The following is a 26,617-nucleotide window of genomic DNA, read 5'->3' on the forward strand; positions in this document are numbered from 1 at the left end:
TGGGAATTGGGCGCAACTATAAAATGATTGAGCGGCCTAGAATTCTATTATTTGCCGCATTAAGAAATTGAAAACACTCCAAGAGGGGAGCAGCCAATGACAACAGTCGATATTACGCCGTCACCGAGGGTTCTCAGGATGCTGGGTCAAATTGACTTCGCTCCTTGGCAATGTCTGGCAGAACTCGTCGACAATTCTATTGACGCGTTTATCGATCAGTCGCGCAATGACAAGCCGGCAACGGACCCGAGAATCTGGATCCGTTTGCCTAGCGACGCCGAACTAAAGGCTGGACAGGGTGAAATCTCCGTGCTCGACAACGGTATCGGCATGTCGCTTGAGACACTGCAAGACGCCGTTAGGGCAGGGTATTCCGGAAATGACCCTGTTGAAAAAATGGGTCTATTCGGGATGGGCTTCAACATTTCGACTGCGCGTATGGGCAGGCGAACAGAGGTCTGGACGACACGGTCTGAAGATCCCGAGTGGACAGGCCTCGTAATAGACTTTGATCTTCTGGAGAAACAAAAAACATTCATTGCTCCGGTGCAAATGCGTGCCAAGTCCGAGAAAGAAATGGCGGAAGGGGTTCATGGGACTGAGATCAAAATCTCGCGGCTAGAGGCAGACCGTGTTCGCCCGCTCATCTGGGGTATTGGAAAGAAAAGAACACGCGACCGGCTCGGCAAGATTTACGGACGGGTCATGCAGCGCCTAGATATCAAGCTTAACTACGACGGTGACGTAGTTAAGCCCATGAAACACTGCGTCTGGAGCGAGACGCGATCAGTTGAAACACAGTCCTTTGGCAGGGTTCCGGCCAAGATCGAGATCGACAAAACGCTCGACTCTCGGAAATTCTGCTCGACTTGTTGGGTTTGGCTACTCGAGAATGAGGAAAAGTGCTCTGCCTGCGGACACGATGAGAACGTCGTCAAGAGAACCAGACGGTTGAAAGGTTGGCTCGGGATCCAGAGATACTTCGACAAGGAAGAGTTCGGGATCGACTTGATACGAAACGGGCGCGTTATCGAGGAATTGGACAAGTCTTTCTTTACTTTCCGTGGCATCGATGGGGATTCATTCTTAGAGTACCCGATTGACGCGATACACTGGGGCGGCCGCATCGTGGGCGAGCTCGAGATCGACTTCGTCCGAGTATCGCACCAGAAGGATTCGTTCGATAAGCTCGATCCCGAGTGGAGAAAAGTTGTCGAACTTGTCCGCGGGACATCACCTATGCAACCTCAAGTCGCTAGCCGCATGGGAATGGCCAAAAACGATAGTCCCATGGCGCGCCTCTTCACAGGTTATCGCAAAAGCACGGCAGGGCTCGCTGCTCTTGTCCCAGGAACGGCTGAGGGAACAGGGCTTAATTCAGGCCTTATCAAGGAGTACGTAGACAAGTTCTACGAAGGCGATCCCGATTTTCAGGAGGACGACAAATGGTACGAACTCGTCGAGCAAGCTGAAAGGGCTAAGCGAGGTGGCGGAAGCGGCGCCGACAAGTTCGCGGGAAAGTTTCCGATTGCCGGGAAGAAGACAACCACTGGTATCGACGATCCAGACGTGAAGTCCGATCCCCATATAAGCGGGTATGCGCCGGAAGACGGCAACAAGCCCAGCACGTCGAAGCCCGAACCGGACCTATCGCTCTCCCAGAGCTACGAGCTTTCTGAATTGCCCGGGGATGTCCTAGTGAAGGTCTCGGCCTTTCGCCACAAGGCTGACCTCGATGGCCAGCCATTTCGCGTTAAACCGGACGGATACACTTTCCGCTTCGATTACAACGCGTCATCCCCTTACTTCGAAGAAAGCGTAGTTACGCCAGCGGATTACCTCTTGGTTGATCTAGCGCATCACTTTCTCACGTTGTCTGCGGAAACGCCAAGAAACTTTCCAGTCTCGCGAGTAAGCCGACTATTGCGCGAAAAATACTTCCCAGAAGAGACGGGTGACGTATCGCGCGCCGCAAGTGCTGCGTCCAACTTACTTGAAGGGTTAAAGCTCTTCCTTGACGAGAAACTCCCCGGAGTGGCGCCGATCGAGCCAGATCATTTGTCCCCCCATGAGCTAGAGAACATCAAGCGGTCCGCATATAAGTCTTCATCTCTTTCACCAGGCGAGGTCGAGGAACTCATACGCAGGGGAGAGTTCGCTCGGTTCGTGTCCGAGGATTACCTGGCCGAATTGGTTCGAGGATGGCCAAAGCTCGTCATGGATGGAGCGTATTTTGACCGGCCTTACGAACACCTCTCGCCGGACCAAAGAGAAGATTCCGTGATGCAAGTTATTGAAGGTCTAAACGACGCGACGTGGCTGGTGGACGACGGGGCGTCGGCCTTGAACAAGGACCTCGATTGGCGCTTAAGGTTCGCGCGTGCTCTCGCTTCGCTCAAGCTGCTCGAGTCCTGGAAGGCGTAGATGCCCGGGTTCGTTAGCGTTGAAAGGTTGGCCTACGGGCCATGGCAGGCATTCGAGCGCATGATCGCCCGGCTTGCGAAGCACGCCGGTTTCGAGGACGTTGCCCTCGTCGGTGGCTCAGGCGACCACGGCGCAGATGTTGTTGGGGTCATCGAGGGTCAAAGGTGGGTATTCCAAGCGAAGTATCGCACGCACGGAAGCGTCGACGAGGCAGGTGCAAGAGAAGCCGCGTGGGCCCTCGGGAAGTACGACGCGGTCACAGCTGTTGCGGCTACGAACCAGGAATTTTACCCGGGCGCGTACGATTTCATTAGAGCGCAAGAAAACGCGGGCATCGATCTACGCGCCTGGAATGGAAATCACCTCCTGCAGTTCTACGATCAACTACCATCGGTTTCGATGGAGAGGCGCGAGCCGAGAGATTACCAGAACGAGGCGATCAACGCGGTCGAGGCAAAGAGGGGACGGGGTGACCGACGTGCGCTCGTGTTGATGGCAACGGGACTTGGAAAATCCATGGTTGCCAACCAGCTCATCGCCCAAGAATTCGCCAGAAACCAAAGGCAAGAAGTCTTGGTCATGGCCCACATGAGTGACCTAGTTAAGCAATTGGAAGTCTCGAGTTGGGCGCAGCTGCCCAAGGATTGTTCTACGCATCTTTGGACGGACGGCGAGCGACCCGCATACCCTGGCGGCGTCGTGTTCGCGACCTGGCAATCCGTCAGCTCGGCGATCGCTCGAGGGGACGACCTAGCCGGTAGATTTGGCCTGGTGATCGTAGACGAGGCTCACCACGCGCCTTCTGAGAGTTTCAGCAGTCTTATTGCAAAACTGGAGCCAAACTTCCTCGTCGGGCTGACTGCGACCCCATGGCGCGGAGATGACAGGGATATCACCGACCTATTCGGAGACCCGGCGTTCTCCATGGACATCGTCGACGGCATGCAGCGCGGGTTCCTGGCGGAAGTTGACTATCGGATGCTCACCGATGGGATCGACTGGGAGGAGGTCTCCCGGGCATCTCAGCAAGGTTTCACCATAAAGGACCTCAACCAAAAGCTGCTTGTTCCGGAACGCGACCTCGCAATGGTCAAGACCATTTGCGAAAAAATGGCTGAAATGTCGGACCCGCGCGCCTTGGCTTTTTGCCGGTCCATTGAGCACGCAGAGCGACTTAGGCCACTATTCTCTGCGCAAGGCGTAAGAGCTGCGCTGATGCACAGCAGATTGCCCCGTGAGCAAAGGTTCAAGAACCTATCGGCGTTCCGCATGGGTGAGATCGACCTGCTGATCTCGATCGAGATGCTCAACGAAGGCATCGACGTGCCGGATGTCAACTTGGTGGCCTTCATGCGGGTAACCCATAGTCGGCGTATTTTCCTGCAGCAACTCGGCCGAGGCTTAAGGGTGAACGAAAAAAAGGACCGGGTCCTAGTGCTCGATTTCGTTGCTGACATCAGGCGCCTTGCCGCTGGTTTGTCGATGAACCGCGACGCCGAGGAAAAAGGTTCGGGCATAGAGATCGTCCGGTACCGAGACGGCGAAATCGTGAAGTTCGACAACGATGAACCCGCGGAATTCTTTAACAAGTACCTAGCGGATGTCGCCGACGTCGAAGACGCCGAAGACGGTGCTCGTTTGCGCTTCCCGGGTGGAGAGGACTTTTAATGCAAGATATTCAATCTCTTGAGCCCGAAGCGCGGGAGTTGCTCCAAAAACTGAAGACCTTGGCGGGCAAGGGGCCCGTGCAAGCGATGGGCCATGGCGACACGAGCGTGGGAATGACGTTGCTTCACCATCTCGACGTGCCGATGACATCGCTTTCAAAGGCTCAGTACAAGGGTGTCGTGATAACCGCTAGGCGGGGTAGCAAGGCTAAGGATTTGAACCGGGTTAACCTATTTGCAAAGGTCCCGGATTGGGACATCAGTTCTTGCAAGAGCACCCGAGAACTACTTGATAAGTGCGGATACGATCGAGACGGGGAGCGCCGCTTGAATTGCACGGTACGTGCAAGGATTCCGAACAGCCAAGGTCTATTTCTCGAGGTTGATTATGCCAACGGTTGGCTACGCGAGAAGCAAAGCTTGCCTGAAACGGGAGCGCGAGACCTCGTTGCTTGGAATATGTCAGATCTCGAGCAACGCTTGATCCAAAAGCAGCCAGCATCGGCATGGATCGTCGCGGTTCCCAGCAAACAAGTTGGCAAGGACTATTTTCACTATCGGTATGTGACGTTCACGGCTCGGCCAAGAGTAAGCGAACTGGGCCGCTTACTGGAGACAGGAACCGTTACGGTCGATCACCTTATCAGCGACCGGGGCGGGAAGACTGTTGAGAAAGGCCCGTTGTTTAAGATCAAGCCAAGCAACGTGGAAGCGCTGTTTCCTTCTTCGCCTAGCCTTGATCTACTGAGGATATAGCGGCTTTCAGGAACTCCGTAAGCGAATATTTTTAGAGGTGGGGCGTAGTCTTGGCGAAAATACCGGCTTACCCTTGAGAATTTTGTCTTGTTGGTGGCTCTCAGGCCTGGACCGCCAGCACAACAATTGGTAGTTTGATTGCATGGCTGAGGCATATATGGTCATAGGCCAGGGAATCGACCGAGACCTAGGGGAAAACGTGAACAACTTACGAGACAATAATTCTTTCCAAGGTGTCGCGGTCGATGACGCCGACAACCCGAAGCGCAAAGGCGGTGGAGATCGCCTGCTATCGGTGGTGGACCTATTTGCCGGTTGTGGCGGTCTGTCGCTTGGATTTGAGAATTCGGGTTTTACCCCAGTGTTCGTAAACGAGCTCAACGATGATGCCCGGGCAACTTACTTGGCGAACCGTCATCATAGCCTAGGCGGTATGCGTTTCGCCGAAAACGAAGACCTGCATTGCCAGGATGCTCACGAACTGGTGGGCAAACGACTTCGTAAACTGGAGGCGGACTTGGCGGCGCTTCCTGAGCTCGGGTATTCGAAAGAACGCGCGAGGACTTGGTCTAAAGGTGGCGGTAGCAACATCGACGTGCTAGCTGGTGGACCGCCCTGCCAAGGGTTCTCTGGAATCGGTATACGCAGGTCATACGACGTCGACAAAAAAGAGCTCCCGTCAAACCAGCTCTACGAACAAATGGCGAATGTCATAGAGGAGCTGCGACCTCGCATTTTCCTGTTTGAAAATGTTCGAGGTCTATTACATGCCAAGTGGACGAAGTCGGGTGGTGAGCTAATTTTCCCCGACGTTTTGAAACGCTTCAAGGCAATCCCCGGTTACGAAGTTCGTTGGTCGCTGGTGCATGCAAAGGATTACGGTGTTCCCCAGAACCGGCCAAGAGTTCTCGTTGTTGGAATACGCAAAGACGTGTTCGAAGCGTGCAGTTTTCTGAAACCGTCGACTTTCAAAAGCGAGCATGTTTTACGCAAGGGAGATGCCGTAGAAGCTGGGTTTCTGCCGGCACCACGTGCCATGTCATTCCCTCACCTAGAGGATTTGCTTGGCGATTTGGTGGATCCCGAAGTGGATGCGCTCCTGAGAAGCGGCGAGTATCCGAGTGGAAAGCTGGAGTCGCTTGTCTACCCATCGCCGAAACCGCTTACAGTCATTCAGCGCCGGCTTAGGGCCAAACCATCATGGATGCGCGGGAAGAAGCTCGCACTCACGGAGCAGGAATACAGTCGGCACAATCGGCGCGTAGTCGCAAAGTTCATTGCCATGCATGCAAACAACGGGGAGATTCCTGAGGAGTTTAAGACCAAGAAGTTCGCACAGAAGTTGCTTCCTGCCAGCTGGGGAAATGGTGAACCGACCATAACTGCGACATCGCTCCCGGATGACTACGTTCACTTCTCGCAACCACGTGTTCCAACAGTTCGGGAATGGGCGCGCCTGCAACTTTTCCCGGACTGGTACCAGTTCCGTGGCAAGCGAACTACCGGAGGACTACGACGCGCTGGGAATCCTCGTGAGGGCGTGTTTGATCGGGAAGTGCCGAAGTATACCCAAATTGGAAACGCTGTTCCTGTCGGCCTAGCAGAGGCGGTCAGCGCTCACTTTAGGCAGATATTGGAAGAAGCTGTCGGTTGATTGGCAATTCTACGTGATCGAATTTAGGCAATCGGCCAAGCTGGTTAAGTTCGAGGCGCCGGTATTTTAGGCGTAGAGGAATCTGGATACGAGAAAACCAAAATGCCGTTAGTCAGGTCCTCTAAATCGAGCAAATTAACTAGGTCTGAGAAGTTAAGGATTTCACACCTTCGCGTTAATTTATTGAGTTGGTTCGACAAGAACGGACGTGACCTGCCTTGGCGCTCCCTTGATGCAAGTGACTTCGAGAGAATCTGTGTGGAGGTTCTATTACAACGGACGCGTGCTGAAACCGTGGCGGGCATGTATCGAAAATTCTTCTCTCGATATCCGAGTTGGAATGCCATTGCCCTAGCGCCGGTAGCAGAGCTCGAGTGTGTTCTGAAGCCAATTGGCTTGTGGAGGAGAAGGGCACGCTCGCTTCGCGCTTTGGCATCCTATGCCGCAGAGCAAGACGGTCATTTCCCTTCAGATCCCTGCGCACTCGCTAAGGTTCCAGCCGTTGGTCAATACGTGGGCAACGCGATTCTACTTTTCCAGTACGGTCAGCCTAGGCCGTTGGTAGACGTCAATATGGCAAGGGTTTTGGAGAGATATTTGAGACCTCGCCGGCTTGCGGACATTCGTCACGACCCATGGCTCCAAGAGGCCGCTCGTTGGCTGGTTAAGTGTGCCAATCCAATTCGGGTCAACTGGGCTGTTCTGGATTTTGCAGCAGCGTTATGTAGAGCTAGAAACCCACGTTGCAATGAATGCTGCATGCTGAAAAAGTGCGATTTTGCAGGCAGAGCGCTGCTCGACTAAGTTGTGTAGGGTTAATCTCAAGCCGCCTATGCGGCAAATTTTGACTCTACAGAAAGGCTTAGACATTTACTGAGCCGAACTCGAATAAGCGAAGTGTGGGCGAAGGTTTAGTCTCGGTCTCTTCGCAACATCTCCAAGGCATCGGTTGCTTTGGATGACAACTCTCCATTCTCCTCCGATTGAATTCGTCTAAGACGTTCTGTAGCCATCTGAACGTCATAGAATTCCGCAACCAAGTCCCGATCAATCTTCCAATAATCTCCCGCAGACGAGCGCACCATCTGTTTCAACGCATGAAGGAAAAGCACTAAGCCATCGTCGGTAGACACTGAGTGACTAACACTTGCTCTGACCAATTCAGGGTTTTCAGAGGCATCTCTCCAGAAGAGCAAACAATTGGGCAACGAGTGCAGTTCGAGTAGTGAGCCATGATTTGCGGTGTCTTGAATGCGCTCCACAAGAACGCCATTTACTGTTCGCAACGCATTCTCGTCGAGCATCGGTTCTCTTTCCCGCTGTCCCCGACCAATAATTCCATGGTCAAACAACTCTCCTCTTAACACATAGCTGATCCAGCCAATTGAGGTGCCGTCACTTGCAGCGTTTCTCAATGCAAGTTCGCGGTGCTCAGGACTAAGCGGCCACAACAAAGGCCGCAATGTCCAGCTGGCCATCTGATAAGCCGTTGCTCCAAAGAACGAGGCGGGTCCAAGATTACGATCCAATTCATCGGCTGAGTTAGCCAAGACTGAGATCAAACCGATGCGTTGCTCAGTATCTAAGCTAGTGCCACGTGCTTCCGCACGTAGCCTGTCCAGCAATCTCTCTCCCGAGTTTGTGCCCGATGGGTCCGTTCTTTGCGAGTGCTCCAAAAACGTCGATACCGCAACTTGCGGATTGTTTTTGGCGTCTTCGATGAATGTTGCAAATCCTTGATCAGTAATTCCGTACCTGCCTTCCACTAGGTCAAAGTACTTACGCCAGTGTTCTGGGCTGCTCAGTCTACGGTTTCTGACAGCAGCATCTGTGTCTTCTTGGTCCCCGAAAAGTGATGGAGTGTCGTCAGGTGTTACTACCATTGAAATCCCCGGCAGCACGTTTTCCAAGATCGACAAAAGAGTATCTTGTTTAATCCCAGCAGTTTCACAAGCTTGAGTAAGGTGTTGACTGAACAAATCTGTTGACCCGTCCCCCCACATCCGTCGAGGCCTGTTTACAAAATATTCCTCGCAATACCTTCTGCACCATTCGTACACTCCTGGCGCCTTAATACGCAGGCAAGTGACCAAAAGTAGATCACCGGCGTCCACGCTTCCTTGAAGCATAGACCACCCAAAGCTCAATGAGTTTGTGATACGCGCGATATCTCGAGGTGTGTCGAGAAATAGTTGTCGTGCTCCAGTCCAAATAGCAGAGCGCACGCTATTGGTCTCGTCTTCGCTAAGGTCTCCGAAAACAGATTGCAGTTCTTCTGCCAAAGCACGCGCAAGGTCGTAGGAATTGCACGCGGGTACATCCAATTGAAGTTGGACGATTTTCTCCAAGTAGGCGTCACCGTCTACGCCCAATACAGTTTGGACAGAATTAGCCACCTGTTGCCTATCGTATGCTACCAAAAACGTAACATGTGGAAGATCAAGCGTTGAGCGCACAAGCCTCGCCATTTCGACAACTTCAGTTGGATCAAGCCGGTCAAGGTCGTCAATTACAATTAGCACCCTTACTTTAGCTTTTCTTAGAGCCCTTTGCGCAGCATCACGCAGCTCATCAAGAGTGGCAGGCTTATCAGGAACGAGTCCAAGGATTTTCCCTAATCCTGAAAATGCGACTACAACAGGCGCAAGCCAAGGAGCGACCGCAAGCCCAAATGCCGTGGCGGTCGCTGCGCCCACAGTCAAACCAGTTTCAACGCCTTTTATGGCGCGCCCATACAGGTCAAGTGTCTTGATCGCGCGATTGAGATCACCGGTTCGTTTCTTTCTAGGGACGCTCCGACGTATGCCGTTTGCAACTGCGGGTAACAGTCCACGCAACAATGCGTCTCTATTGCCAATGAGCCAAGGTGAGTATGGCAAAATTACAGCGTGGACGTTGTGATCGCCGTTCCGCAGTTTTTCCTTTAAGGCGCCTTTTGTTAAGTTGATTAGGCTAGTTTTACCTGATCCCCAAGGGCCGCAAATTCCGATCGTAAAACTACTTGAACGATCATAGTCTGCTACTACTCCAGCTAACCCCTCCGCAAATGGTGAAAAGGCAAACTTATCCTCGTCAGGTTTAGATATGGGTGCGTCGGGGTTGAGTTGAGTTGAGGCGTTACTCACGAATGACCTGCAGAAAAGCTTAAGGATATAAATCAATGCTTTGCTATGCTTTTGAATGTCGCAGGTCAAGCACGGCAGACTGAGTTTGGCAGGCAATAATCTATCGTATCTTATGTAATGGCGATCTTTCGTTCGGATACGAGGGTTCGCATCAAATCTAAGTAGAAAATAACATTGAGAAGAATTTGGAAAGAAGACAGATTGAACTGCTTTCGCTAAAGGATTGCAAGCCTCATGCTTGGCTTACCCTTTGGTCGGCTGGGGCAAAAATTGGTGCTTTTTACTTCAATAGGGGACTGAAAGCGGCAAGGTTCTGCCTTGCCACTAAAACACAAAAGCCGACTTATGATGCAGCGGATCTGAGAAGCAATATATTTTGGTCAATCTGGTAACTGTCGATTGCGTCTTTGAGTTGGATTAATGTGTACCCCTCCTTGTTGTAGACCTCTTGCGTTACGCCAGATCGGGCGTGGCCAACTATGCACTGAACAATTGGTTCAGATACTCCGGCTTGGCTTAATCGCGTAACGATAGTGTGGCGAAAGCTGTGAAACACTAAACCCGGTTCCTTGATTCCCAACTTTTTCAGGAAACTCTCATTACACCAGCGGCCTAGGTTGCGCCCATATCCACCATTGGCGTTGTAGTTGTAGTCCGGGAACAGGCGTTTGCCTGACTTCCTGCTCTCTACAAAGTCCAAGAAACCCAGACGTATCAATTCGGTGTGTAAAGGCACTTTGCGCCTTCCAGCGTCAGATTTAACCCGCTTGTTGTCATCGCCTTCGTCCGTGATGTTTAGGTACCATACACCGCCTTCCTGTTGCACATCCGCAATGTCGAGTTGGCAAATCTCGTTTAGGCGTGCACCAGTGAATACTCCCAACAACATACCCCACTTGTGGCTCTCATTGCGCACTAGGCCGGACGAGTTTTCTGTTAGTTCGGTGTAGATCACGCGGGTTTGTTCAGGTTTAAAGGGTTTGCGTTCCGTGGCGCTGTTCTTAGCCTTTGCCACTTTCATGCCTTCAAAGAGAGTGTGCGGCGAATACCCGTGTCGCTCAGCCCAATCGAAGAAGCTCTTGAACATTTGTATATGGCTATTTGTCGTCTTTGGGGCGATCTTCTTCTGACCCGGAAGCTTAATAACTTCCATCAATGGCATGTTTTTTAGGGCAGGCTTGGTATTCCGGCTTGCAGGTAAGGCCTGGAGCACCTTTTTGACTTCGTTAGCATCTTGCTTGGTTATGGTTCCAAGCAGTCTCTCCGGACCGAAGTACTCAATCAGAATAGATAGATAGGCCCGGTTTTGTCCGATTGTCTTTTCAGCCCATTGGCGCGAGTGCTCTGCGATGAAGTCATCAACCGCAGTTCCCAAAGAAGTGGATGTTGGCAGAGCGGGCGTTGAAGTGGTTTCAACGACGGTAGGTGCGTCGTCGAAGGAATAGTGCTCGAGGCGTTCTGCGGCTTCTAAGACGCGCTGTAGTAGGTCCCTGCGGCCTTTCCTCAACTCAGTTGCGATCCTAGGCATGCTGGCATCCCAGTCCGCGTCTGACACGCTCATCTTGCTCTTGAAGCGTTCAATTGGAAGCCACAAAGGGAATGCACTATTGATTTCCATGAAGCTTTCATGGTCTGCCAGTTCTTCTCGGGCGTGGAGTAGGGCGTTCTGAGATAGTCCACGGCTATCCAACCATGTAAGGTATTGATTCAGTTGCGCCTTGAAGAATACTTGGACCTTGGTCCTTATTTCATCCTGCCTAAGTCCGGCCAATGCCCCGCTGCCCTTAATTAGCTGCCCATATGATGCGAGATAGCGAGCCAGTGTGCCTGCTCGATCTGGGCAGCGTGTTTTGAGTGAAATCCGAATTGTTCGCCGCTTTCCCTTTGTAGAGGGAGGGATAGGCCAACGGAAGTAATAAACGCCATGTCTTGAAAGGCTTAGGTAGGATGACTGCATCATTGTAGGTGTGTCCCACTTCGTGTCACACCCGAGCACCATAGGGCTAAGTCAATGATTTAGAATAAAATGGAGGCGAGTACCGGAATCGAACCGGTGTACACGGATTTGCAATCCGCTGCGTCACCACTCCGCCAACTCGCCTTTTTAAGCAATATCAATAACTTGCCGTGGTGTGAGGGGCGTTCTATCAGCTTTCAGGATGAACGTCCATAGCCTTGAGGGCGATTATTTCTGTCTTGTTTGGAAATTTGACAATACCCCAATGGTACGTTTTTGCCGCGCCCGGAAATGCAATCTGGCCCGTTGCTGCAGGCAGGCGGATGTGGCAAAAGCCAGATAACAGTCTGATAAGGAATGAGCGATCACATGACAGATTTCGCAGCCCGGCGCCTTACGATGGTTGATACTCAGGTCAGGCCCTCGGATGTGACCAAGTTCCCTATCATTGATGCGATGCTGAGCGTTGCGCGCGAAAATTTCGTGCCGGATGCGCAACGTGAGGCAGCCTATGTTGGTGATCTGGTCGAGTTGGGTGATGGACGTTGTCTGCTTGAGCCCAGGACGCTGGCTAAGATGTTGGACGCAGTCAACATTTCCAATGATGAAGTGGTGCTGGATATCGCTCCGGGGCTGGGTTACTCAACCGCAATTGCCGCACGAATGGCAGAGTTGGTTGTGGCCGTGGAATCCGACCCGGCATTGGCGGCTGAAGCTCAGACGCTTCTGATGGAAGCTGACGTAGACAACGCTATTGTTCATGAAGGACCGCTTGAACAAGGCGCGGTTGAGCATGGACCCTACGATGTGATCATGGTTCAGGGTGGGGTCGAGCAGCTTTCAGACACTTTGCTGGATCAACTCAAGGATGGGGGCCGGATCATTTGCCTGTTCATGGAGGGTGATCTTGGCACGGTTCGTATGGGTCTCAAGTCCTCAGGCCGTGTCTCGTGGCGATTTGCGTTCAATGCTAGCGCACCGATTTTGCCCGCATTTTGCGCTGAGTGTGCATTTTCGCTATAGTTGGCAATAGAAGTATTTTGATGCCTTGATTACTTGAAAACACCGGCGCAAACTGCGCTGGTGGTTGCGTAATTTCGATTTGAGAGGACTTAGTTATGCGCGGGACGACGACAGGAAAGCTGGTCAAAGGCCTGACTTTGGCTGCTGGTGTTGCATTAAGTGTGATGCCCGGAAGGTCGGTTTGGGCAGATAATCTGACCGATGCATTCATCGGCGCGTATAACACCAGCGGCCTGCTTGAGCAGAACCGTGCCTTGTTACGCGCAGCGGATGAAGATGTCGCCATTGCGCTCTCAGCGCTGCGTCCGATCATCAACTGGACCGTGCGGGTGAGCCGGGATTACACGCGCACCAACACGAGCAGCTTGATCACGACGCGCGAGCCTTCGAGCTTTTTTTCCGGTCTCACGCTGAGCCAGTTGATCTATGACGGTGGCGCTTCCATCCTTGGCAAGCAATCGGCGCAGGAAACTGTGCTATCCACCCGTCAGTCTCTTATTGATATTGAACAACAAATCCTGATCAGAGCCGCGAACGCCTATCTGGGTGTTCTGCTGCAGGAAGAGACGGTTGCGATCCGCCAGAACAACGTGGAAGTGTCGGCGGAAGAACTGCGCGCATCGCAGGATCGCTTTGAAGTAGGTGAGGTTACACGTACAGACGTTGCCCTGTCCGAGGCACAATTGGCCAGCTCTCAGGCTGATTTGGCGGTCGCACGTGGTAACCTGAGCATTGCTCAGGCTGAATACGTAAACGCCGTTGGCAAGACACCTGGGCGGACGGCTGGCCAGCCAAGGCTGCCCAACCTGCCGCGTTCAGAGGCGGATGCGGTGAATTTGGCTCAGCGTAACCACCCTGCGATTCTTTCCGCACAGCATCAGGTGCGTGCGCTGGACCTGATCGTGCAGCAGCAGCGTGCAAATCTGGGTCCGAATGTTAGCCTGAATGCGGATGCGGGCATTACCGAGAGCTACGACAATGACGATTACATCAACGATGCGACGATCTCACTGAACTTCAATCAGCCGATCTATTCTGGTGGCGGTCTGGCGGCAGCGGTGCGTCGTGCGATGGCAACTCGTGATGCGTCGCGTGCCAACCTTCTGAACGTTCAGAAAGACATCACACAAGGTGTTGCCGATCGCTATGCTGCGTTTCAGGCGGCAACTGCAAGCCTGCGGGCGTCAACGGAACGGGTTCGTGCTTCGCAGGTGGCGTTTGACGGTATTCGTGAAGAAGCAACGTTGGGTGCACGGACGACCTTGGACGTCCTGAATGCCCAGCAGGATTTGCTGGACGCGCAATTGGCCGAGGTAGCATCCCGAACCGAGCGGTCGCGGGCTGCATATGAACTGCTGCAAGCCCAGGGGCTGTTGACGGCAGAGCGTTTGGGTCTTGCAGTGCAGATCTATGATCCGACCCTGTATTACAACCTCGTGAAAAAGGCGCCGTCGCAGGTCAGTAAGCAAAGCCGCGATCTGGATCGAGTGCTCAAGGCATTGCGCCGCGACTAAAGGGCATCGCTACCTGTTGTGGCGCTGGCTCAGATTGGCTACAATCGGGCCTAGGTTAGAGCGGTAGAAAATAATGTCAGATCGTGTTGTAAGCGCCAATATTCAGGACGTTCTTTCGTCGGTTAAGCGAATGGTCGACGAGGACGCGCATGACGAATCAGAATTCATCTTTGTTCCGACGGCCCCGGCTGCCAAGCCGGGCCGATTGGTTTTAACGGATGCGCTGCGCGTCAGCAATGAACCGCTGATCGCCAAGAAGGCCGCGCCCTTGAAACTGATGCCCCAGCATAGCGCGGGTGACAGTACCCCAAAGCAGGCCGCAAATGCGCCAAGCAACCCTGCCGAACCGATGCGGCTGCAACCCAGCGATATTGTGCGCGCTGGTGATGTCGACGCCAAGGCAGACGCACCAAAGCGCGACCTAGCGGGAAGCCTCAGCGCCAAGATTGAAGCTTTGGAAGCTGCTATCGCGCGCACCGAGGATCAGTGGGAGCCCGATGGCGAGAGCGATGACGACTACTCTGGCACCAAGACGCAGGCTGTTGAATGGCCGGCAGACAGAGCTTTTGCGCAGTCTCAGGCGGCTGAACCAAAATCCGAAGCCACATTTATTCGCGACCCGGAGGTGGTGGAAGATATGGCACAGAAGCCGACCGATGTGACAATCGGAGAAGAGGAATTGCGCGAACTCGTCGCCCAGATCGTCCGGGAAGAGCTGCAGGGCGCGCTGGGCGAACGGATCACGAAAAACCTGCGCAAGATGGTTCGGCGTGAGATCACGCGGGCGATCGCCGCAGCGGATATTGACTGAGGCTTAACTGGTGCGTGGCGTCTGCGCCATCGCGAGAAGCAGATCCAGATCCATATGCTGTTCCAGATGGTCGGCAAGGTCGTCCAGCACTTGTTCGACGCCGTCTTCGTAAGCTGTTTCCGATGTCACGCCCAGCTCTGCCAGATAGCTGGCGCGAAACGTGTCCGAGGTGAAAATCCCATGCAGATAGCTGCCGCGTATGCGCCCATTGGCGCTGGCGGCACCTTCCGGGCGACCTTCGATCTGCAGCCAGGCCCGAGCGCAATCCGGGCCATCAGTACGGCCCATGTGGATCTCATATCCGCTGACGGGTTCATGACCGGGCAGGGCGGTTGCTGAGCGCAGGATAACCTGCTTTTCTCCGGCCATTGTCGTGCTGACATCCAGCAATCCCAACCCTTCGACCTGACCGGGGCGTCCATCGACGCCATCGGGGTCCGAGATGGTTTTGCCCAGCATCTGATAACCCCCGCACAGGCCCAGAACATGACCCCCGCGGCGGACATGGGCATAAAGGTCGATATCCCAGCCCTGCGCGCGGAAATAGGCCAGATCGCCGATTGTAGACTTGCTGCCCGGCAACAGCACCAGATCGGCATCTCCGGGCAGGGGGCGGCCTGCTGGGATGATCTCGACCGTAACGCCCGGTTCGGCGGAAAGCGGGTCGAGATCGTCGAAATTGGCCATCCGCTCAAGCTGAGGCACAGCGATCTTGCATGCCCCTCCGGTATGAGAGCGGATGTCCATCATATCTTCTGCCGGCAGCTTCCATGCATCATGGAACCAGGGCACCACGCCCATACAGGGCCAGCCGGTCCGGGATGCGATATCGTCGCGCCCTTCATCGAACAGGGAGACATCGCCCTTGAAGCGGTTAATTGCAAAGCCCCGGATCATCGCAAGGTCCCCGGCCTCCAAGACGGCTTGCGTCCCCACGATCTGAGCGATCACGCCACCCCGATGAATGTCGCCCACCAGAACCACCGGAACCTGTGCGGCACAGGCAAATCCCATATTGGCGATGTCACCCTTGCGCAGATTAGTTTCTGCCGGACTACCCGCGCCTTCGATCAACACCAGATCAGCGTCGCTGCAAAGCCTTTCAAAGCTTTCCAGAGCTGCCCCCAGCAGCTTGGACTTGTCCTTGCGATAATCGCCCGCTTTCATCGTGCCTGCGCGCTGGCCCTGAAGAATGATCTGCGCGCCGGTATCGGTTTCGGGTTTGAGCAGGATTGGGTTCATATCCGTATGCGTCGGTCGTTTGGCCGCCCGCGCCTGCAGGGCTTGCGCGCGCCCGATTTCGCCGCCGTTTTCCGTAACAGCGGCATTGTTCGACATGTTCTGCGGCTTGAACGGAGCCACGCGCAACCCGCGTCGCGTATAGGCACGGGCCAACCCGGCCACCAAAACCGATTTGCCGACATTGCTGCCGGTGCCTTGAATCATGATGGACCGCGCCATGGCCTGTCTCCTATGCTCGGGCGCAGATGACCTGATTTAAGGCCAAAGGAAAAGCCCCATATGAATACGCCTGCGCATCTTTTGATCGGTGCTGCTGTTTTTGCCCGCCCGGCCCGGGGCGCGACGCTATGGGCAGCTCTGTTTGGTTCCTTGTTGCCGGATTTGTCGCTATACTTGATGGCCGGCGTTTCGCTGCACATCCTGAACATCCCGGCACAGGTGGTGTTTGATCAGCTTTACTTTTCAGCAGCGTGGCAAACCGTATTCGCCATCGATAACTCGTTCATTTTGTGGGGAGTGGCACTTGCACTCGGGCTGTGGCGCGGCTGGCACCTGCTGACCATTGGCGCATCCGCAGGGATACTTCATTTGGTGATGGATTTCCTATTGCACGCAGGCGATGGCCGACCGCAGTTCTGGCCGATCAGTTCATGGGTCTTTCACAGTCCGATCAGCTATTGGGACAGCACACATCATGCAGCTTGGATCGCGCCGATCTCAGTGACGATTTGCATTGCCGCCTATGTGGTGCTTTGGCAGCGCGGCCTGTCGGTTTCGGCAAAACTGTTCTTTGCGCTGTTACTGACGGCCGAGCTTTGGGTGGCGTGGCAATGGATCATGTATTTTTGATCTGACCAATCAGCCCAAAGAAAAACGCGCCCCGATGTCAGGGCGCGTTTTTTCAATCGGATGCGGGGAACAATCAGGCAGCTTCGGCCTGCTGAGCCGCATTCCGGCGTTCGCTTTCTTCGCGGGACAGGGCGACAGACGTCCGTACGCCGCGACCAACAAATTCCATCAGCCCGCCTACAACCCGCTCATTGGGGTCGATGCCGGCGCACGATAGTACTTCGCGCCCATCGCGCGAACGCGCCCAACGGGCAATTTGTTCCGGTCCGTTGCCATACTTCTTGTCGTCGGCGATGGCATCATCCAAAGCAGCCAGTACAACGGCTGCGAAAAGTTTGCGTGCACGATTGCCTTGTTCGTTGTTAAAGGCAGTGCCGTCAACGAAATCTCTCATCTCGTCTTTCCTGTTTTTCTTGCTCTTGCAATTTTCGGCGTGACGGTCCTTATGACCTATTACATGCGATTCGGATACACCTAAAATGCATAGTTGCGTTGCGTCATTTGCATGGCTCGCTGCAGGTGCAGCACTAGGTTTCGTTGTCTTGTCAGGTGTGGTCACGCCAGATATAGGGACCAGAACTGACGCATCAACCGTTTGTGAAGGATTTAAGTCATGCCCAAGATAAATGGGAACGAAATTCGCCCCGGCAATGTGCTTGAGCATAATGACGGACTGTGGGCGGCGGTCAAAGTGGATCACGTAAAGCCCGGCAAAGGCGGAGCTTTTGCCCAGGTCGAGCTGCGCAACCTGCGCAATGGCTCAAAGCTGAACGAACGCTTCCGTTCGGCCGACAAGGTCGAACGCGTGCGCCTTGAGCAGAAGGATCAGCAGTTCCTGTACGAATCCGATGGCATGCTGGTGTTCATGGACTCCGAGACCTACGAGCAGATCGAACTGCCTTCGGAACTGCTGGGTGAGCGCCGCCCGTTTCTGCAGGACGGCATGACTATCGTTGTGGAGTTTTATGAAAGCGAGGCGCTGAACGCCACGCTGCCCCAAAAAGTGACCTGCAAGATCGTCGAGACCGAGCCGGTTGTGAAGGGTCAGACTGCGGCGAACTCGTTTAAGCCAGCGGTTCTGGACAATGGCGTCAAGGTCATGGTGCCGCCTTTTATCGGGCAGGATGAGATGATCGTAGTGAATACCGAGACCATGGAATATTCCGAACGCGCGTAAGCGGACGATAGTTCGGTGCAAAAGGGTCGCTCTGCGGCCCTTTTTTAGGTCCGAATGCGATAGCGCTCGGGATGATCTCCAAACAGCTCCAGCATCAGTTCGTACTTGATGCGATTGGCGCTGACCTGTCGGTAGAACGCGATCAAGAAAGCGGTCGGGCCTTGAATGCGTCCGAGACCGCTTATCGCGGCCACGACGGTGCCGACATCGGTTTTACCCTGCAACACTAGCCAGCCGCCCAGCATCAGAATCCCAACAGTCCCTGCGCCGTTGATGACACTCAGCAGGAACTTGGCCGAGAGTTTCCAGATGAACATCTTGCGGCGGGTCTCGAATATCTCGTCGAACTGTTTCTCAATCGCTCGCGATGCCGCCTCAATATCCTCGTGCGTCAAGCGGTCGGTCGCGCTGCGCAGGATTCGAACACGCTCGGCCACGAAGATGTTCACTTTTCGCTGAGAGGCCAGAACGATAATGATCTGCGGAACGATCATGGAAAGTGCAATCAAGCCCAACCCCGGTTGGGTGGAAGAGATGTAGCCGATTACGCTGATCAATGTGCCGATTTGCACCACGGGGTCAGAAAATGCACCGCCTGCGAACTTGCCCAGCTCTTCCGCCTCAGCGGATACGGCCGTTGTCATCGTGCCCGAACGAAGGTCTTGCCCCTCTTCGCTGAGATCGATTGATCGGGCAAGCAACCGTCCCCGGATCAGTCGGATGATGTCCTCGCCCAGCGTTCCAGAGCGATACCCGAGCACCCATTTCAACGTAAGGCTCAACAGGATGACGCCCATCATCCCGGCGCCCAGCAACAGCAGGCGATCCACTTCGATGCTATCAGATGTCAGGTGATTGACGATGTCGCGCTGGAACTCAAGCGGAGCGGCCGCCAGCGCAGCCACCGCCAATGACAGCAGAATAAGGATGATTTGCCGTCCGGCGCTGACACGCCATATCGCGGTATAGAGGCGAAACATGCAAGTATCCCGTTAGGCCAATTGCAGTCAGTGATACCGCGCGGCCCGGCGGCGTCAAATACGCAAACAGTTTCAAAAGAATGGGCGTGCCGGTTCAGCAACAAAATCAACCTGGCAGTTTTAGCGTCGCGCCACCCGCCTGCATGTCGTCCCCCGCGCGATCCAGCCGAAGGTATGCGATCGCCCTTCCGCCAGACTGTGTAAACAACACCCCGGCGGGTTTACCACTGGAGTGAATCTCGGTCCCGACCGGAGCGGTGCCCGCGATCTCGACAACGCGCAAACCTTTGCGCAACTCAGTCTTGTGCTTCATGCGCGCGGTGACCTCTTGTCCGACATAGCAGCCCTTCTTGAAGTCCAAGCCATTCAGCGCCTCGAACCCGGACTCAAGAATATAGCTGTCTGGCGTCAGTTCGATGCTGGTTTCGGGGATACAGTGACGGACGCGGATCGCATCCCAGTCCGTACCGTCATCACTTTCCAGAGCGGTAGAATAAGCGCGCCATCCCAGATCAGGATGCCGCGGGTCGGGTAGGGCGCCCTCGGGCGCGGGGCCGGTGCCGCGTTGTACGTTCAGGTCGGTCTGGTCGATGGTCACATCTGCACGCAGCTTGTACATCGTCAGTCGTTTGGCAAGCCCGTCGGCCAGCACTTCGGCCACATCCAGCAGCACCGACTCACCGTCTCGTTTGAGAAAGAAGTCAGCCAGGTACTTGCCCTGCGGGGTCAGAAGGGCGGCGTAGACCAGCCCGTCGTCCAGCCGCTGCACGTCATTTGTGATCAGCCCCTGCAGAAAGCTATCAGTATCGTTGCCGGTCAGGCGCAGAATGCGGCGATTGGACATGGGTTGATCCTCGTCAATTCGTCTGGCTTCGTGATATAGGAAATCGCGCCGCCATGACCAGAGGGTTTCAGACGTGTCCGCCCCGATCAGCATCGTGATTCCGACCCTGAATTCGGGGCATTCCCTGCCGGGAACGCTGCAGGCTTTGATGGAAGGGCTTCATTCAGGCCTGATCCGAGAGTTAATCGTGACCGATGGCGGCTCAGATGACCCAACACTTGAGATGGCGGATGAAGCCGGAGCCATGATCGTAACAGGTCCGGCGTCAAGGGGAGGGCAGTTGCAAAGGGGGTGTGCCAAAGCATCTGGCGACTGGCTGCTGATCCTGCATGCCGACACCGAGTTGCAGTCAGGCTGGAGCGCCATCGTGGCAGAGCATCTGCGTTCGCACAGACCAGCAGCCTTCCGATTGCGGTTTCGCGTCAGTGGGATTGGTGCCCGCTGGGTTGCTGGTTGGGCCAACCTGCGTAGCAGAGTGTTTGGTTTGCCCTACGGCGATCAGGGGCTGTTGGTACGCCGCAGGGATTATGACTCTGTCGGAGGATTCCCAGATCAGCCACTGATGGAGGATGTCGCCTTGATCCGCGCTTTGCCGCGCCCGGTGCTGTTGAAAGCAGACGCGGTTACGAGTGCGGAACGCTATATCCGTCAGGGTTGGATTCGGCGGGGCGCGCGGAACCTTTGGACTCTGGCGCGGTACTTTCTGGGGGCTGATCCGCATCTTCTGGCGCAGTCGTATCGGCGTTGAAGGCTGTGCGTAGCTCAACGATGGATTTGCCCAGACGGAACGGTGCAGCAAAACTTACCAGACATAGGGCAATGATCTGTAGTACCAAAATATGCGCATTCGCCTGCAGATATTCCCATTCATCCTTGAGCTTGCCGACCTGTTCGATCAGATCGTCATAGCTTTGGGCCAGGATCAGATAATCACCGGCAATCGCAGGCACCTTGCGCCGCATGTTGTCAATTGCGGTTTGTGTATCATCGTCCAGAGATGTGAAGACGAGAAATTGATCGATGCTGAAGGCATCCGCTTTCGCGGCCATCTCGCGGGCCTCATCCATGTCATCACTCGACGTGCGGCCGAATAGAAAATGCAGGCCTTGAAGCGGGGCTACTTCGTTCGTGACCGCGATGAACAACGGTAAATCGGCATTGCTTGCGGTTGAGGCGGACAGAAACTCTACCTTTTCGCACAAAACAGCTGTATCCGGGTCGTAAGCGGGGTCACAGAACCTCAGCCGAAACCGCGCGGCATCACGGTCGAATGCAAGCGTGGCGGCATAAGCAACGTCGATCTGCCGGTCCAGCCGCGAACTGTCCGAGGTGTAAAGCCCGGCCAACACGGCGACCAGCGCACCGATCCCACCCAATACGACCCAGACCAGATCCGCCAGTTTCCACGCCCGATGCCCTGCAGGTTTGCGGAACAGAAATCCTGTGCCAAACAGGCCGATCATAAAGGCCAGTATCAGCAGAGGTAATTGGTTTTCAGCGATGAATGTCATACGCTGGAGTGTACGGTCTGCGCAGCGTCTGACAACAGGGCTCACGCGCAGTTGTACCTTATGAAACGTCGCTACCTGACGTCAGGACCCCGAGCTTTGGCCGAACTTGCGAAACAGCTTCGTCCGGTCAAAGGCCTGCTCTAACTCGTCCGTGCGCTGCTTGACACTGTCCCAGAGACGTTCCTGCATTTCGGCAATGGCGCATTCCAATAGCACCATTAGCGAAGTCATGGAATCCCATGCCGAAGGCACTGCGATCCTTACCGCAAAGGTGTGTTTCGCCAGCCGGTGGATGGGGGATCGCCATTGATCCGTCAGCAGGACAACCTCGGCCCCGCGTTCATGGCAAAGCTGCCCGATCAACAAAGTAGTGTTCTCATAACGCCGCACATCCAAGGCCACCAGCACGTCGCCTTCGCGCACTTCGAGCAGATCGTGAGTCCACGACGCTGCATCTGACAGCAGCTTCACATCAGGACGGATCATCTGCAGGTGGAGGTAGAGATATTGCGCCAGGGTCCCGGTTATGCGTCCGCCGGTGATGAAAACACGCCGTTTGGGATCGCAAAGCATACGGCAGAAACTGTCAAACTCATCCGGGTCGACCTCATCAATCGAACGCCGCTGGTTCTCAAGCGCTTGGCGGGAGTAGCGGTTGAGAATGTGTTCTTCAGGTAAGTCATTCTGCCAGACATCCCGTTTGGCGACGGGCCCCGAGATCATCTCTTTCACTTCGCTACGTATCGCGAACTGAAACTGCGGATAGCCATCAAAGCCGGTTTTCTGAAGCATCCGCGCAACCGTGGCGGTGGAAACCGAGGCGATACTGGCCAGCTCGGTAATGCTGCCAAGCCCTGCCATGGGGTAATCATCCAGCAGCACGTTGACCAACTGCCGCTCGGTCGGTGTCATCATTTCGCGATGCGCAAGGAGCCTTTCTGTCACTCGCACGGAATACTCCTTTCCCTTTCTACCCATGTTTATGTGGAAAATTTGACAATGCAATCTGACTTGGGGAATTTTATACAGGAAATTTATTGACAGGTTAAGAACCTCTGTGGAATTTTTTCCAAATGGAATCACGTAGCGCCACTCTCACCTCTGCTCAGCCTGATTTCGGTCCCGTCGTTCACATCGACGACGCGCCGGAAGAGCCTTCGGTTGTGGTGGTGTGCGAACACGCCTCGCATCGTATCCCGGACGGACTGGGGGACATGGGGCTAAGTGTCGAGGCACTGCGCAGCCATATCGCGTGGGACCCGGGCGCGCTGCCGGTTGCACAGGCACTGGCCCAGCAGTTGAACGGCGTGCTGGTGCATGGCGGGGTGTCGAGGCTGGTTTATGACTGCAACCGCCCTCCTGAAGCCCCCGATGCTATGCCGGAATGCAGTGAAGACACACCGATCCCGGCGAACCTTGAACTGAGCGCCAATGCGCGTCAGCAGCGGATTGAAGGCGTATATGTGCCGTTTTGCCAAGGGCTAGAGGATGTTCTGATCCGTCATCACCGCACGCTAAAACTCATGGTGACGGTTCATAGTTTCACGCCGATATACCGCGGAACACCGCGCGATGTTGAGCTTGGTTTGCTGCATGGCCAGGACGCCCGCTTTGCCAAGGCGATGTTGGCCAGCGCCGCGCACGAGCTGCCCCTGGTTACTCGATTGAACGAACCCTATTCGGCGGCAGACGGGGTGGCGCACACTTTGGATCTTCACGCAGCGCCCAACCGATTGTTGAACGTCATGATCGAGATCCGGAATGATCTGATTCAGACGGCCGAGCAGCAGCGGGTCATGGCCGATTGTCTGGCCCCGTGGATCAATCGTACCATTGCTCCGTTCTGTAGCGGGGTGGGCGAATGATCAAGGCAATGTCAGCATATGTGCGTGTAGTCGATGCGGTGAACTACCGGATCGGGCGGGTCATGATTTGGGGCCTGTTCGTGATGATGGGCATCCTGCTGTGGTCCTCGATCTCGAAGACCTTCTTTCTGCCTTCGCTCTGGACGCTAGAAATGGCGCAGTTTGCGATGGTGACTTATTACATCATGGGGGGGCCGTATTCGATCCAACTGGGTTCGAACGTGCGAATGGATCTGTTTTATCATAATTGGAGCCATCGCCGGAAAGCCTGGTTCGATGCCTTCACGGTACTGCTGCTGATCCTTTATCTGGGTGTACTGTTCTACGGTGGGCTTGGATCCACGGCGTACAGCCTGGGCTATTGGGGTGATGAGCCTGTCGCCTATTTCACAGGCCTTCTGACCGGCAGCGAAGAGGTCGGACGGCTAGAACGATCCTCCACCGCGTGGCGGCCATACATCTGGCCGGTCAAGGCGATCATGGTCTTCGGCTTCTTCCTGATGCTGCTGCAGGCGATATCAGAATTTTTCAAAGACATTGCGCGGATCAACGGGCAAGAGATCGGGGCAGCGCGGGCATGAGCCAGGAATTTATCGCAATCTTCATGTTCGCTTCGATGATGCTGATGCTGTTCACAGGGCAGCGCGTCTTTGGTGCCATTGGTGCCGTCGCAGCCATTGCGGCACTGGCGCTCTGGGGGACAGGCGGGCAGGACATTCCGTTTTCGGCGGCGATGAAGCTGATGAAATGGTACCCGCTGCTGACCCTGCCGATGTTCATCTTCATGGGCTATGTCCTGAGCGAAAGTCGTCTGGCCGATGACCTCTATCGCATGTTCCACGTCTGGATGGGGCCGGTGAACGGTGGGCTTGCCATCGGCACCATCGGCCTGATGGTGCTGGTCTCGGCCATGAACGGGCTTAGCGTGGCCGGTATGGCCATCGGGGCGACGATTGCGCTGCCTGAACTGCTGCGGCGCGGATACGACAAGACCATGGTGACGGGGGTCATTCAGGCCGGGTCGAGCTTGGGAATTCTTGTGCCGCCCTCGGTAGTTCTGGTGCTTTATGCCATGATCGCGCGGCAACCCGTCGGTCAACTTTGGCTGGCAGGCATTGTGCCGGGGCTGCTGATGGCGTCTTTGTTCATCCTCTACATCTGGATTCGTTGCCGGCTTCAACCGCATCTGGGACCAGCGATGGAAGACGCGCACGAGGTCCCGAGGTCCGAGAAACTCCGTCTGCTCTGGGCCGGGGCACTGCCATTGATGATTTTCGCTGCGATGATGCTGCCGTTCGTGAACGGTTGGACCTCATTGGTAGAAAGTTCGGCCATCGGAGCGTTGGCGGCGCTTGTGGCGTCAGTCCTCAAACGTCGGATGACGTGGAAGATTTTCGAGGACTGTACCAAGCAAACCTTGGCCATCTCGTGCATGTTCATGTGGATCATCCTTGCGGCGCTAGGCTTCGGCGCGGTGTTTGACGGGCTGGGCGCGGTCAAGGCCATCGAGAACCTGTTCACCGAGCAGTTGGGGCTGTCACCGTGGCTGATCCTGATCCTGATGCAGCTCAGCTTTATCATCATGGGCACGTTCCTGGACGACACCGCAATGCTCGTCATCGTGGCGCCGCTCTATGTGCCGCTCGTGGGGGCGCTTGGCTTCGATCTGATCTGGTACGGTGTACTTTACACCATCACCACCCAGATCGCGTATATGACGCCGCCATTCGGCTACAACCTGTTCCTGATGCGCGCAATGGCTCCGCCAGAAATCAGCCTGCGGGACATTTACCGCTCAATCGTGCCCTTTGTCGGGGTGATGATCCTGGCGCTCGCAATAATCATGATATTTCCCGAGATCGCCTTGTGGCTGCCCGGGTATGTTTACGGAAATTAACCAGAAGGCCCGACACACGGGCACCCAAACTTAAACGGAGAGGAAATTGACATGACGACAAGACGTAAGTTTCTGAAAACTGCGGGGATAGGGGTTGCGGCGGCACCTTTGGCAACGCCTGCACTGGCGCAAAGCACGATCACATGGCGGATGCAGACATATGCCGGTCCTGCACTGGCCGAGCATGTGATCGACCCGGCTATCAAGATGTTCAACCAGATCGCCGGTGACCGTATGCAGATCGAGCTGTTCTACGCCGATCAACTGGTCCCGACCGGAGAGCTGTTCCGCGCTATGCAGAAGGGAACCATCGACGCGGTTCAATCGGATGATGACTCGATGGCTTCGCCCACCGAAGTCACTGTTTTCGGCGGCTACTTCCCGTTCGCTTCGCGCTATTCGCTGGACGTACCGGTGCTGTTCAACCAGTGGGGCTTGAACGAAATCTGGGACGAAGAGTATTCGAAGGTTGGCGTTAAACACATCAGCGCCGGCGCGTGGGACCCGTGTCACTTTGCGACCAAGGATCCGATCAATTCGCTGGAGGATATGAAGGGCAAACGCATCTTCACCTTCCCGACAGCAGGCCGGTTCCTCAGCCAGTTTGGCGTGGTACCCGTCACACTGCCGTGGGAAGACATCGAAGTTGCAGTTCAAACCGGCGAGTTGGACGGTATTGCCTGGTCGGGCATCACCGAAGACTACACCGTGGGTTGGGCGGATGTGACTAACTACTTCCTAACCAACAATATTTCGGGGGCCTGGGCCGGCCACTTCTTTGCCAATATGGATCGCTGGAATGAGCTGCCGGAAGATCTGCAAACTCTGTTCAAGGTCTGCTGTGACCAGTCGCACTACTACCGCCAGTGGTGGTATTGGGGCGGCGAGGCCAACCTACGGGTTAACGGTACCAAGATGCAATTGACGACCATCCCGGATGAAGAGTGGGCGACGGTTGAAGAAGCTGCTGTTAAGTTCTGGGACGAAATTGCTGCGGAATCCGATACCAAGGCAAAGGTCGTGGATATCTTCAAGCGCTACAACGCCGAAATGCTCAAGGCCGGGCGGCCCTATCGTTACGGATAAAATACTGGACCGGCCCGTTCTTTCGCGGGCCGGTCGTTACAGGGACAAAGAATTTTCGTCGAAAATTCTCGCATATCACAGAGGTATTGTATGCTGACATTTGAGCATTTGAAGGCTGAGGTTTCGTCTGGCGAGATTGATACGGTATTGGTTTGTCTGGTTGACATGCAGGGCCGTTTGATGGGCAAGCGGTTTCATGCGGGTCATTTTGTTGCGGGGGCGTGGGAAGAGACGC

Annotated in this window: 22 protein-coding genes, 1 tRNA gene and 1 pseudogene; 16 read left to right on the forward strand and 8 right to left on the reverse strand. The window is 55.0% G+C overall.

The window, feature by feature from the left end:
• Positions 1-96 precede the first annotated feature (96 nt).
• The 5 genes from ACRZ9U_RS04815 to ACRZ9U_RS04835 all read left to right on the forward strand — a co-directional run bounded on the left by ACRZ9U_RS04815 (position 97) and on the right by ACRZ9U_RS04835 (position 7,305).
• Positions 97-2,424, forward strand: coding sequence for an ATP-binding protein (locus ACRZ9U_RS04815; protein WP_480901314.1), 2,328 nt, complete (start codon positions 97-99; stop codon positions 2,422-2,424).
• The gene (locus tag ACRZ9U_RS04820) at positions 2,425-4,092 is read left to right on the forward strand and encodes a DEAD/DEAH box helicase family protein (RefSeq protein ID WP_480901315.1); all 1,668 of its coding nucleotides are present in this window, start codon (positions 2,425-2,427) and stop codon (positions 4,090-4,092) included.
• Complete coding sequence (locus ACRZ9U_RS04825; RefSeq protein WP_480901316.1) at positions 4,092-4,847, forward strand: MvaI/BcnI family restriction endonuclease; 756 nt, start codon at positions 4,092-4,094, stop codon at positions 4,845-4,847. Before ACRZ9U_RS04820 ends, ACRZ9U_RS04825 begins: the two co-directional genes overlap by 1 nt.
• A gap of 142 nt (positions 4,848-4,989) precedes the next feature.
• Entirely contained in the window at positions 4,990-6,501 is a 1,512-nt protein-coding gene (locus tag ACRZ9U_RS04830; RefSeq protein WP_480901318.1) for a DNA cytosine methyltransferase, read from the forward strand.
• A 102-nt stretch (positions 6,502-6,603) separates the two neighbouring features.
• On the forward strand, positions 6,604-7,305 hold the full coding sequence (locus ACRZ9U_RS04835) for an HhH-GPD family protein (RefSeq protein WP_480901320.1): 702 nt from the start codon (positions 6,604-6,606) through the stop codon (positions 7,303-7,305).
• Between the two features lie 107 nt (positions 7,306-7,412).
• Here the strand turns inward: ACRZ9U_RS04835 and ACRZ9U_RS04840 are convergent, their stop codons facing one another.
• The 3 genes from ACRZ9U_RS04840 to ACRZ9U_RS04850 form a co-directional block, all read right to left on the reverse strand.
• Positions 7,413-9,695, reverse strand: coding sequence for a KAP family P-loop NTPase fold protein (locus ACRZ9U_RS04840; protein WP_480901322.1), 2,283 nt, complete (start codon positions 9,693-9,695; stop codon positions 7,413-7,415).
• A 274-nt stretch (positions 9,696-9,969) separates the two neighbouring features.
• Positions 9,970-11,244: a tyrosine-type recombinase/integrase gene (locus ACRZ9U_RS04845; protein ID WP_480901324.1), complete on the reverse strand. Its 1,275-nt coding sequence runs from the start codon at positions 11,242-11,244 to the stop codon at positions 9,970-9,972.
• Positions 11,245-11,653: 409 nt separating this feature from the next.
• Positions 11,654-11,727: transfer RNA gene (locus ACRZ9U_RS04850), tRNA-Cys, on the reverse strand.
• A gap of 225 nt (positions 11,728-11,952) precedes the next feature.
• Here ACRZ9U_RS04850 and ACRZ9U_RS04855 point away from each other — a divergent pair.
• The 3 genes from ACRZ9U_RS04855 to ACRZ9U_RS04865 all read left to right on the forward strand — a co-directional run bounded on the left by ACRZ9U_RS04855 (position 11,953) and on the right by ACRZ9U_RS04865 (position 14,931).
• Positions 11,953-12,606 (forward strand): protein-L-isoaspartate O-methyltransferase family protein, encoded by a 654-nt coding sequence (locus tag ACRZ9U_RS04855; RefSeq protein WP_480901326.1) that lies wholly within the window; start codon positions 11,953-11,955, stop codon positions 12,604-12,606.
• Between the two features lie 95 nt (positions 12,607-12,701).
• The gene (locus tag ACRZ9U_RS04860; protein ID WP_170391809.1) at positions 12,702-14,120 is read left to right on the forward strand and encodes a TolC family outer membrane protein; all 1,419 of its coding nucleotides are present in this window, start codon (positions 12,702-12,704) and stop codon (positions 14,118-14,120) included.
• Between the two features lie 73 nt (positions 14,121-14,193).
• Complete coding sequence (locus tag ACRZ9U_RS04865) at positions 14,194-14,931, forward strand: hypothetical protein (RefSeq protein ID WP_170401189.1); 738 nt, start codon at positions 14,194-14,196, stop codon at positions 14,929-14,931.
• 3 nt (positions 14,932-14,934) lie between these two features.
• On the opposite strand, the gene ACRZ9U_RS04870 is transcribed toward ACRZ9U_RS04865, so the two are convergent.
• Positions 14,935-16,392: a cobyric acid synthase gene (locus ACRZ9U_RS04870; RefSeq protein WP_170401187.1), complete on the reverse strand. Its 1,458-nt coding sequence runs from the start codon at positions 16,390-16,392 to the stop codon at positions 14,935-14,937.
• Positions 16,393-16,452: 60 nt separating this feature from the next.
• Here ACRZ9U_RS04870 and ACRZ9U_RS04875 point away from each other — a divergent pair, with 60 nt between their 5' ends.
• Positions 16,453-17,022 carry a cobalamin biosynthesis protein CobQ gene (locus tag ACRZ9U_RS04875; RefSeq protein ID WP_170401185.1) on the forward strand — a complete coding sequence of 190 codons (570 nt, stop codon included), beginning with the start codon at positions 16,453-16,455 and terminating at the stop codon, positions 17,020-17,022.
• Between the two features lie 73 nt (positions 17,023-17,095).
• Here the strand turns inward: ACRZ9U_RS04875 and ACRZ9U_RS04880 are convergent, their stop codons facing one another.
• Complete coding sequence (locus ACRZ9U_RS04880) at positions 17,096-17,416, reverse strand: DUF6280 family protein (RefSeq protein WP_008757056.1); 321 nt, start codon at positions 17,414-17,416, stop codon at positions 17,096-17,098.
• A 219-nt stretch (positions 17,417-17,635) separates the two neighbouring features.
• Between ACRZ9U_RS04880 and efp the strand changes: the two genes are divergently transcribed.
• Positions 17,636-18,199, forward strand: a complete 564-nt coding sequence (gene efp, locus ACRZ9U_RS04885) for an elongation factor P (protein WP_170391801.1) — start codon at positions 17,636-17,638, stop codon at positions 18,197-18,199.
• Positions 18,200-18,243: 44 nt separating this feature from the next.
• Here the strand turns inward: efp and ACRZ9U_RS04890 are convergent, their stop codons facing one another.
• Both ACRZ9U_RS04890 and ygfZ read right to left on the reverse strand, forming a co-directional pair.
• Positions 18,244-19,179, reverse strand: a complete 936-nt coding sequence (locus ACRZ9U_RS04890; protein WP_170391799.1) for an ABC transporter transmembrane domain-containing protein — start codon at positions 19,177-19,179, stop codon at positions 18,244-18,246.
• A gap of 106 nt (positions 19,180-19,285) precedes the next feature.
• A complete protein-coding gene (gene ygfZ / locus ACRZ9U_RS04895; RefSeq protein ID WP_170401183.1) occupies positions 19,286-20,023 on the reverse strand; it encodes a CAF17-like 4Fe-4S cluster assembly/insertion protein YgfZ in 738 nt (245 codons plus the stop codon).
• Between the two features lie 73 nt (positions 20,024-20,096).
• On the opposite strand from ygfZ, the gene ACRZ9U_RS04900 reads away from it, so the two are divergent.
• Positions 20,097-20,771: a TIGR04283 family arsenosugar biosynthesis glycosyltransferase gene (locus tag ACRZ9U_RS04900; RefSeq protein ID WP_170401181.1), complete on the forward strand. Its 675-nt coding sequence runs from the start codon at positions 20,097-20,099 to the stop codon at positions 20,769-20,771.
• Between the two features lie 844 nt (positions 20,772-21,615).
• Here the strand turns inward: ACRZ9U_RS04900 and ACRZ9U_RS04905 are convergent.
• Entirely contained in the window at positions 21,616-22,479 is an 864-nt protein-coding gene (locus ACRZ9U_RS04905) for a MurR/RpiR family transcriptional regulator (RefSeq protein WP_480901329.1), read from the reverse strand.
• 128 nt (positions 22,480-22,607) lie between these two features.
• Between ACRZ9U_RS04905 and ACRZ9U_RS04910 the strand changes: the two genes are divergently transcribed.
• From ACRZ9U_RS04910 to ACRZ9U_RS04930, 5 genes and pseudogenes are all read left to right on the forward strand, one after another.
• Positions 22,608-23,399: an N-formylglutamate amidohydrolase gene (locus ACRZ9U_RS04910; protein WP_170401177.1), complete on the forward strand. Its 792-nt coding sequence runs from the start codon at positions 22,608-22,610 to the stop codon at positions 23,397-23,399.
• Complete coding sequence (locus tag ACRZ9U_RS04915; RefSeq protein WP_170401175.1) at positions 23,396-23,980, forward strand: TRAP transporter small permease subunit; 585 nt, start codon at positions 23,396-23,398, stop codon at positions 23,978-23,980. Before ACRZ9U_RS04910 ends, ACRZ9U_RS04915 begins: the two co-directional genes overlap by 4 nt.
• The gene (locus tag ACRZ9U_RS04920) at positions 23,977-25,296 is read left to right on the forward strand and encodes a TRAP transporter large permease (protein ID WP_170391787.1); all 1,320 of its coding nucleotides are present in this window, start codon (positions 23,977-23,979) and stop codon (positions 25,294-25,296) included. Before ACRZ9U_RS04915 ends, ACRZ9U_RS04920 begins: the two co-directional genes overlap by 4 nt.
• Positions 25,297-25,347: 51 nt before the next feature.
• A complete protein-coding gene (locus ACRZ9U_RS04925; RefSeq protein ID WP_170401173.1) occupies positions 25,348-26,382 on the forward strand; it encodes a TRAP transporter substrate-binding protein in 1,035 nt (344 codons plus the stop codon).
• Between the two features lie 90 nt (positions 26,383-26,472).
• Positions 26,473-26,617: pseudogene (locus ACRZ9U_RS04930) on the forward strand (glutamine synthetase); the annotation flags it as partial.

The organism is Ruegeria sp. D7 (assembly GCF_056534355.1).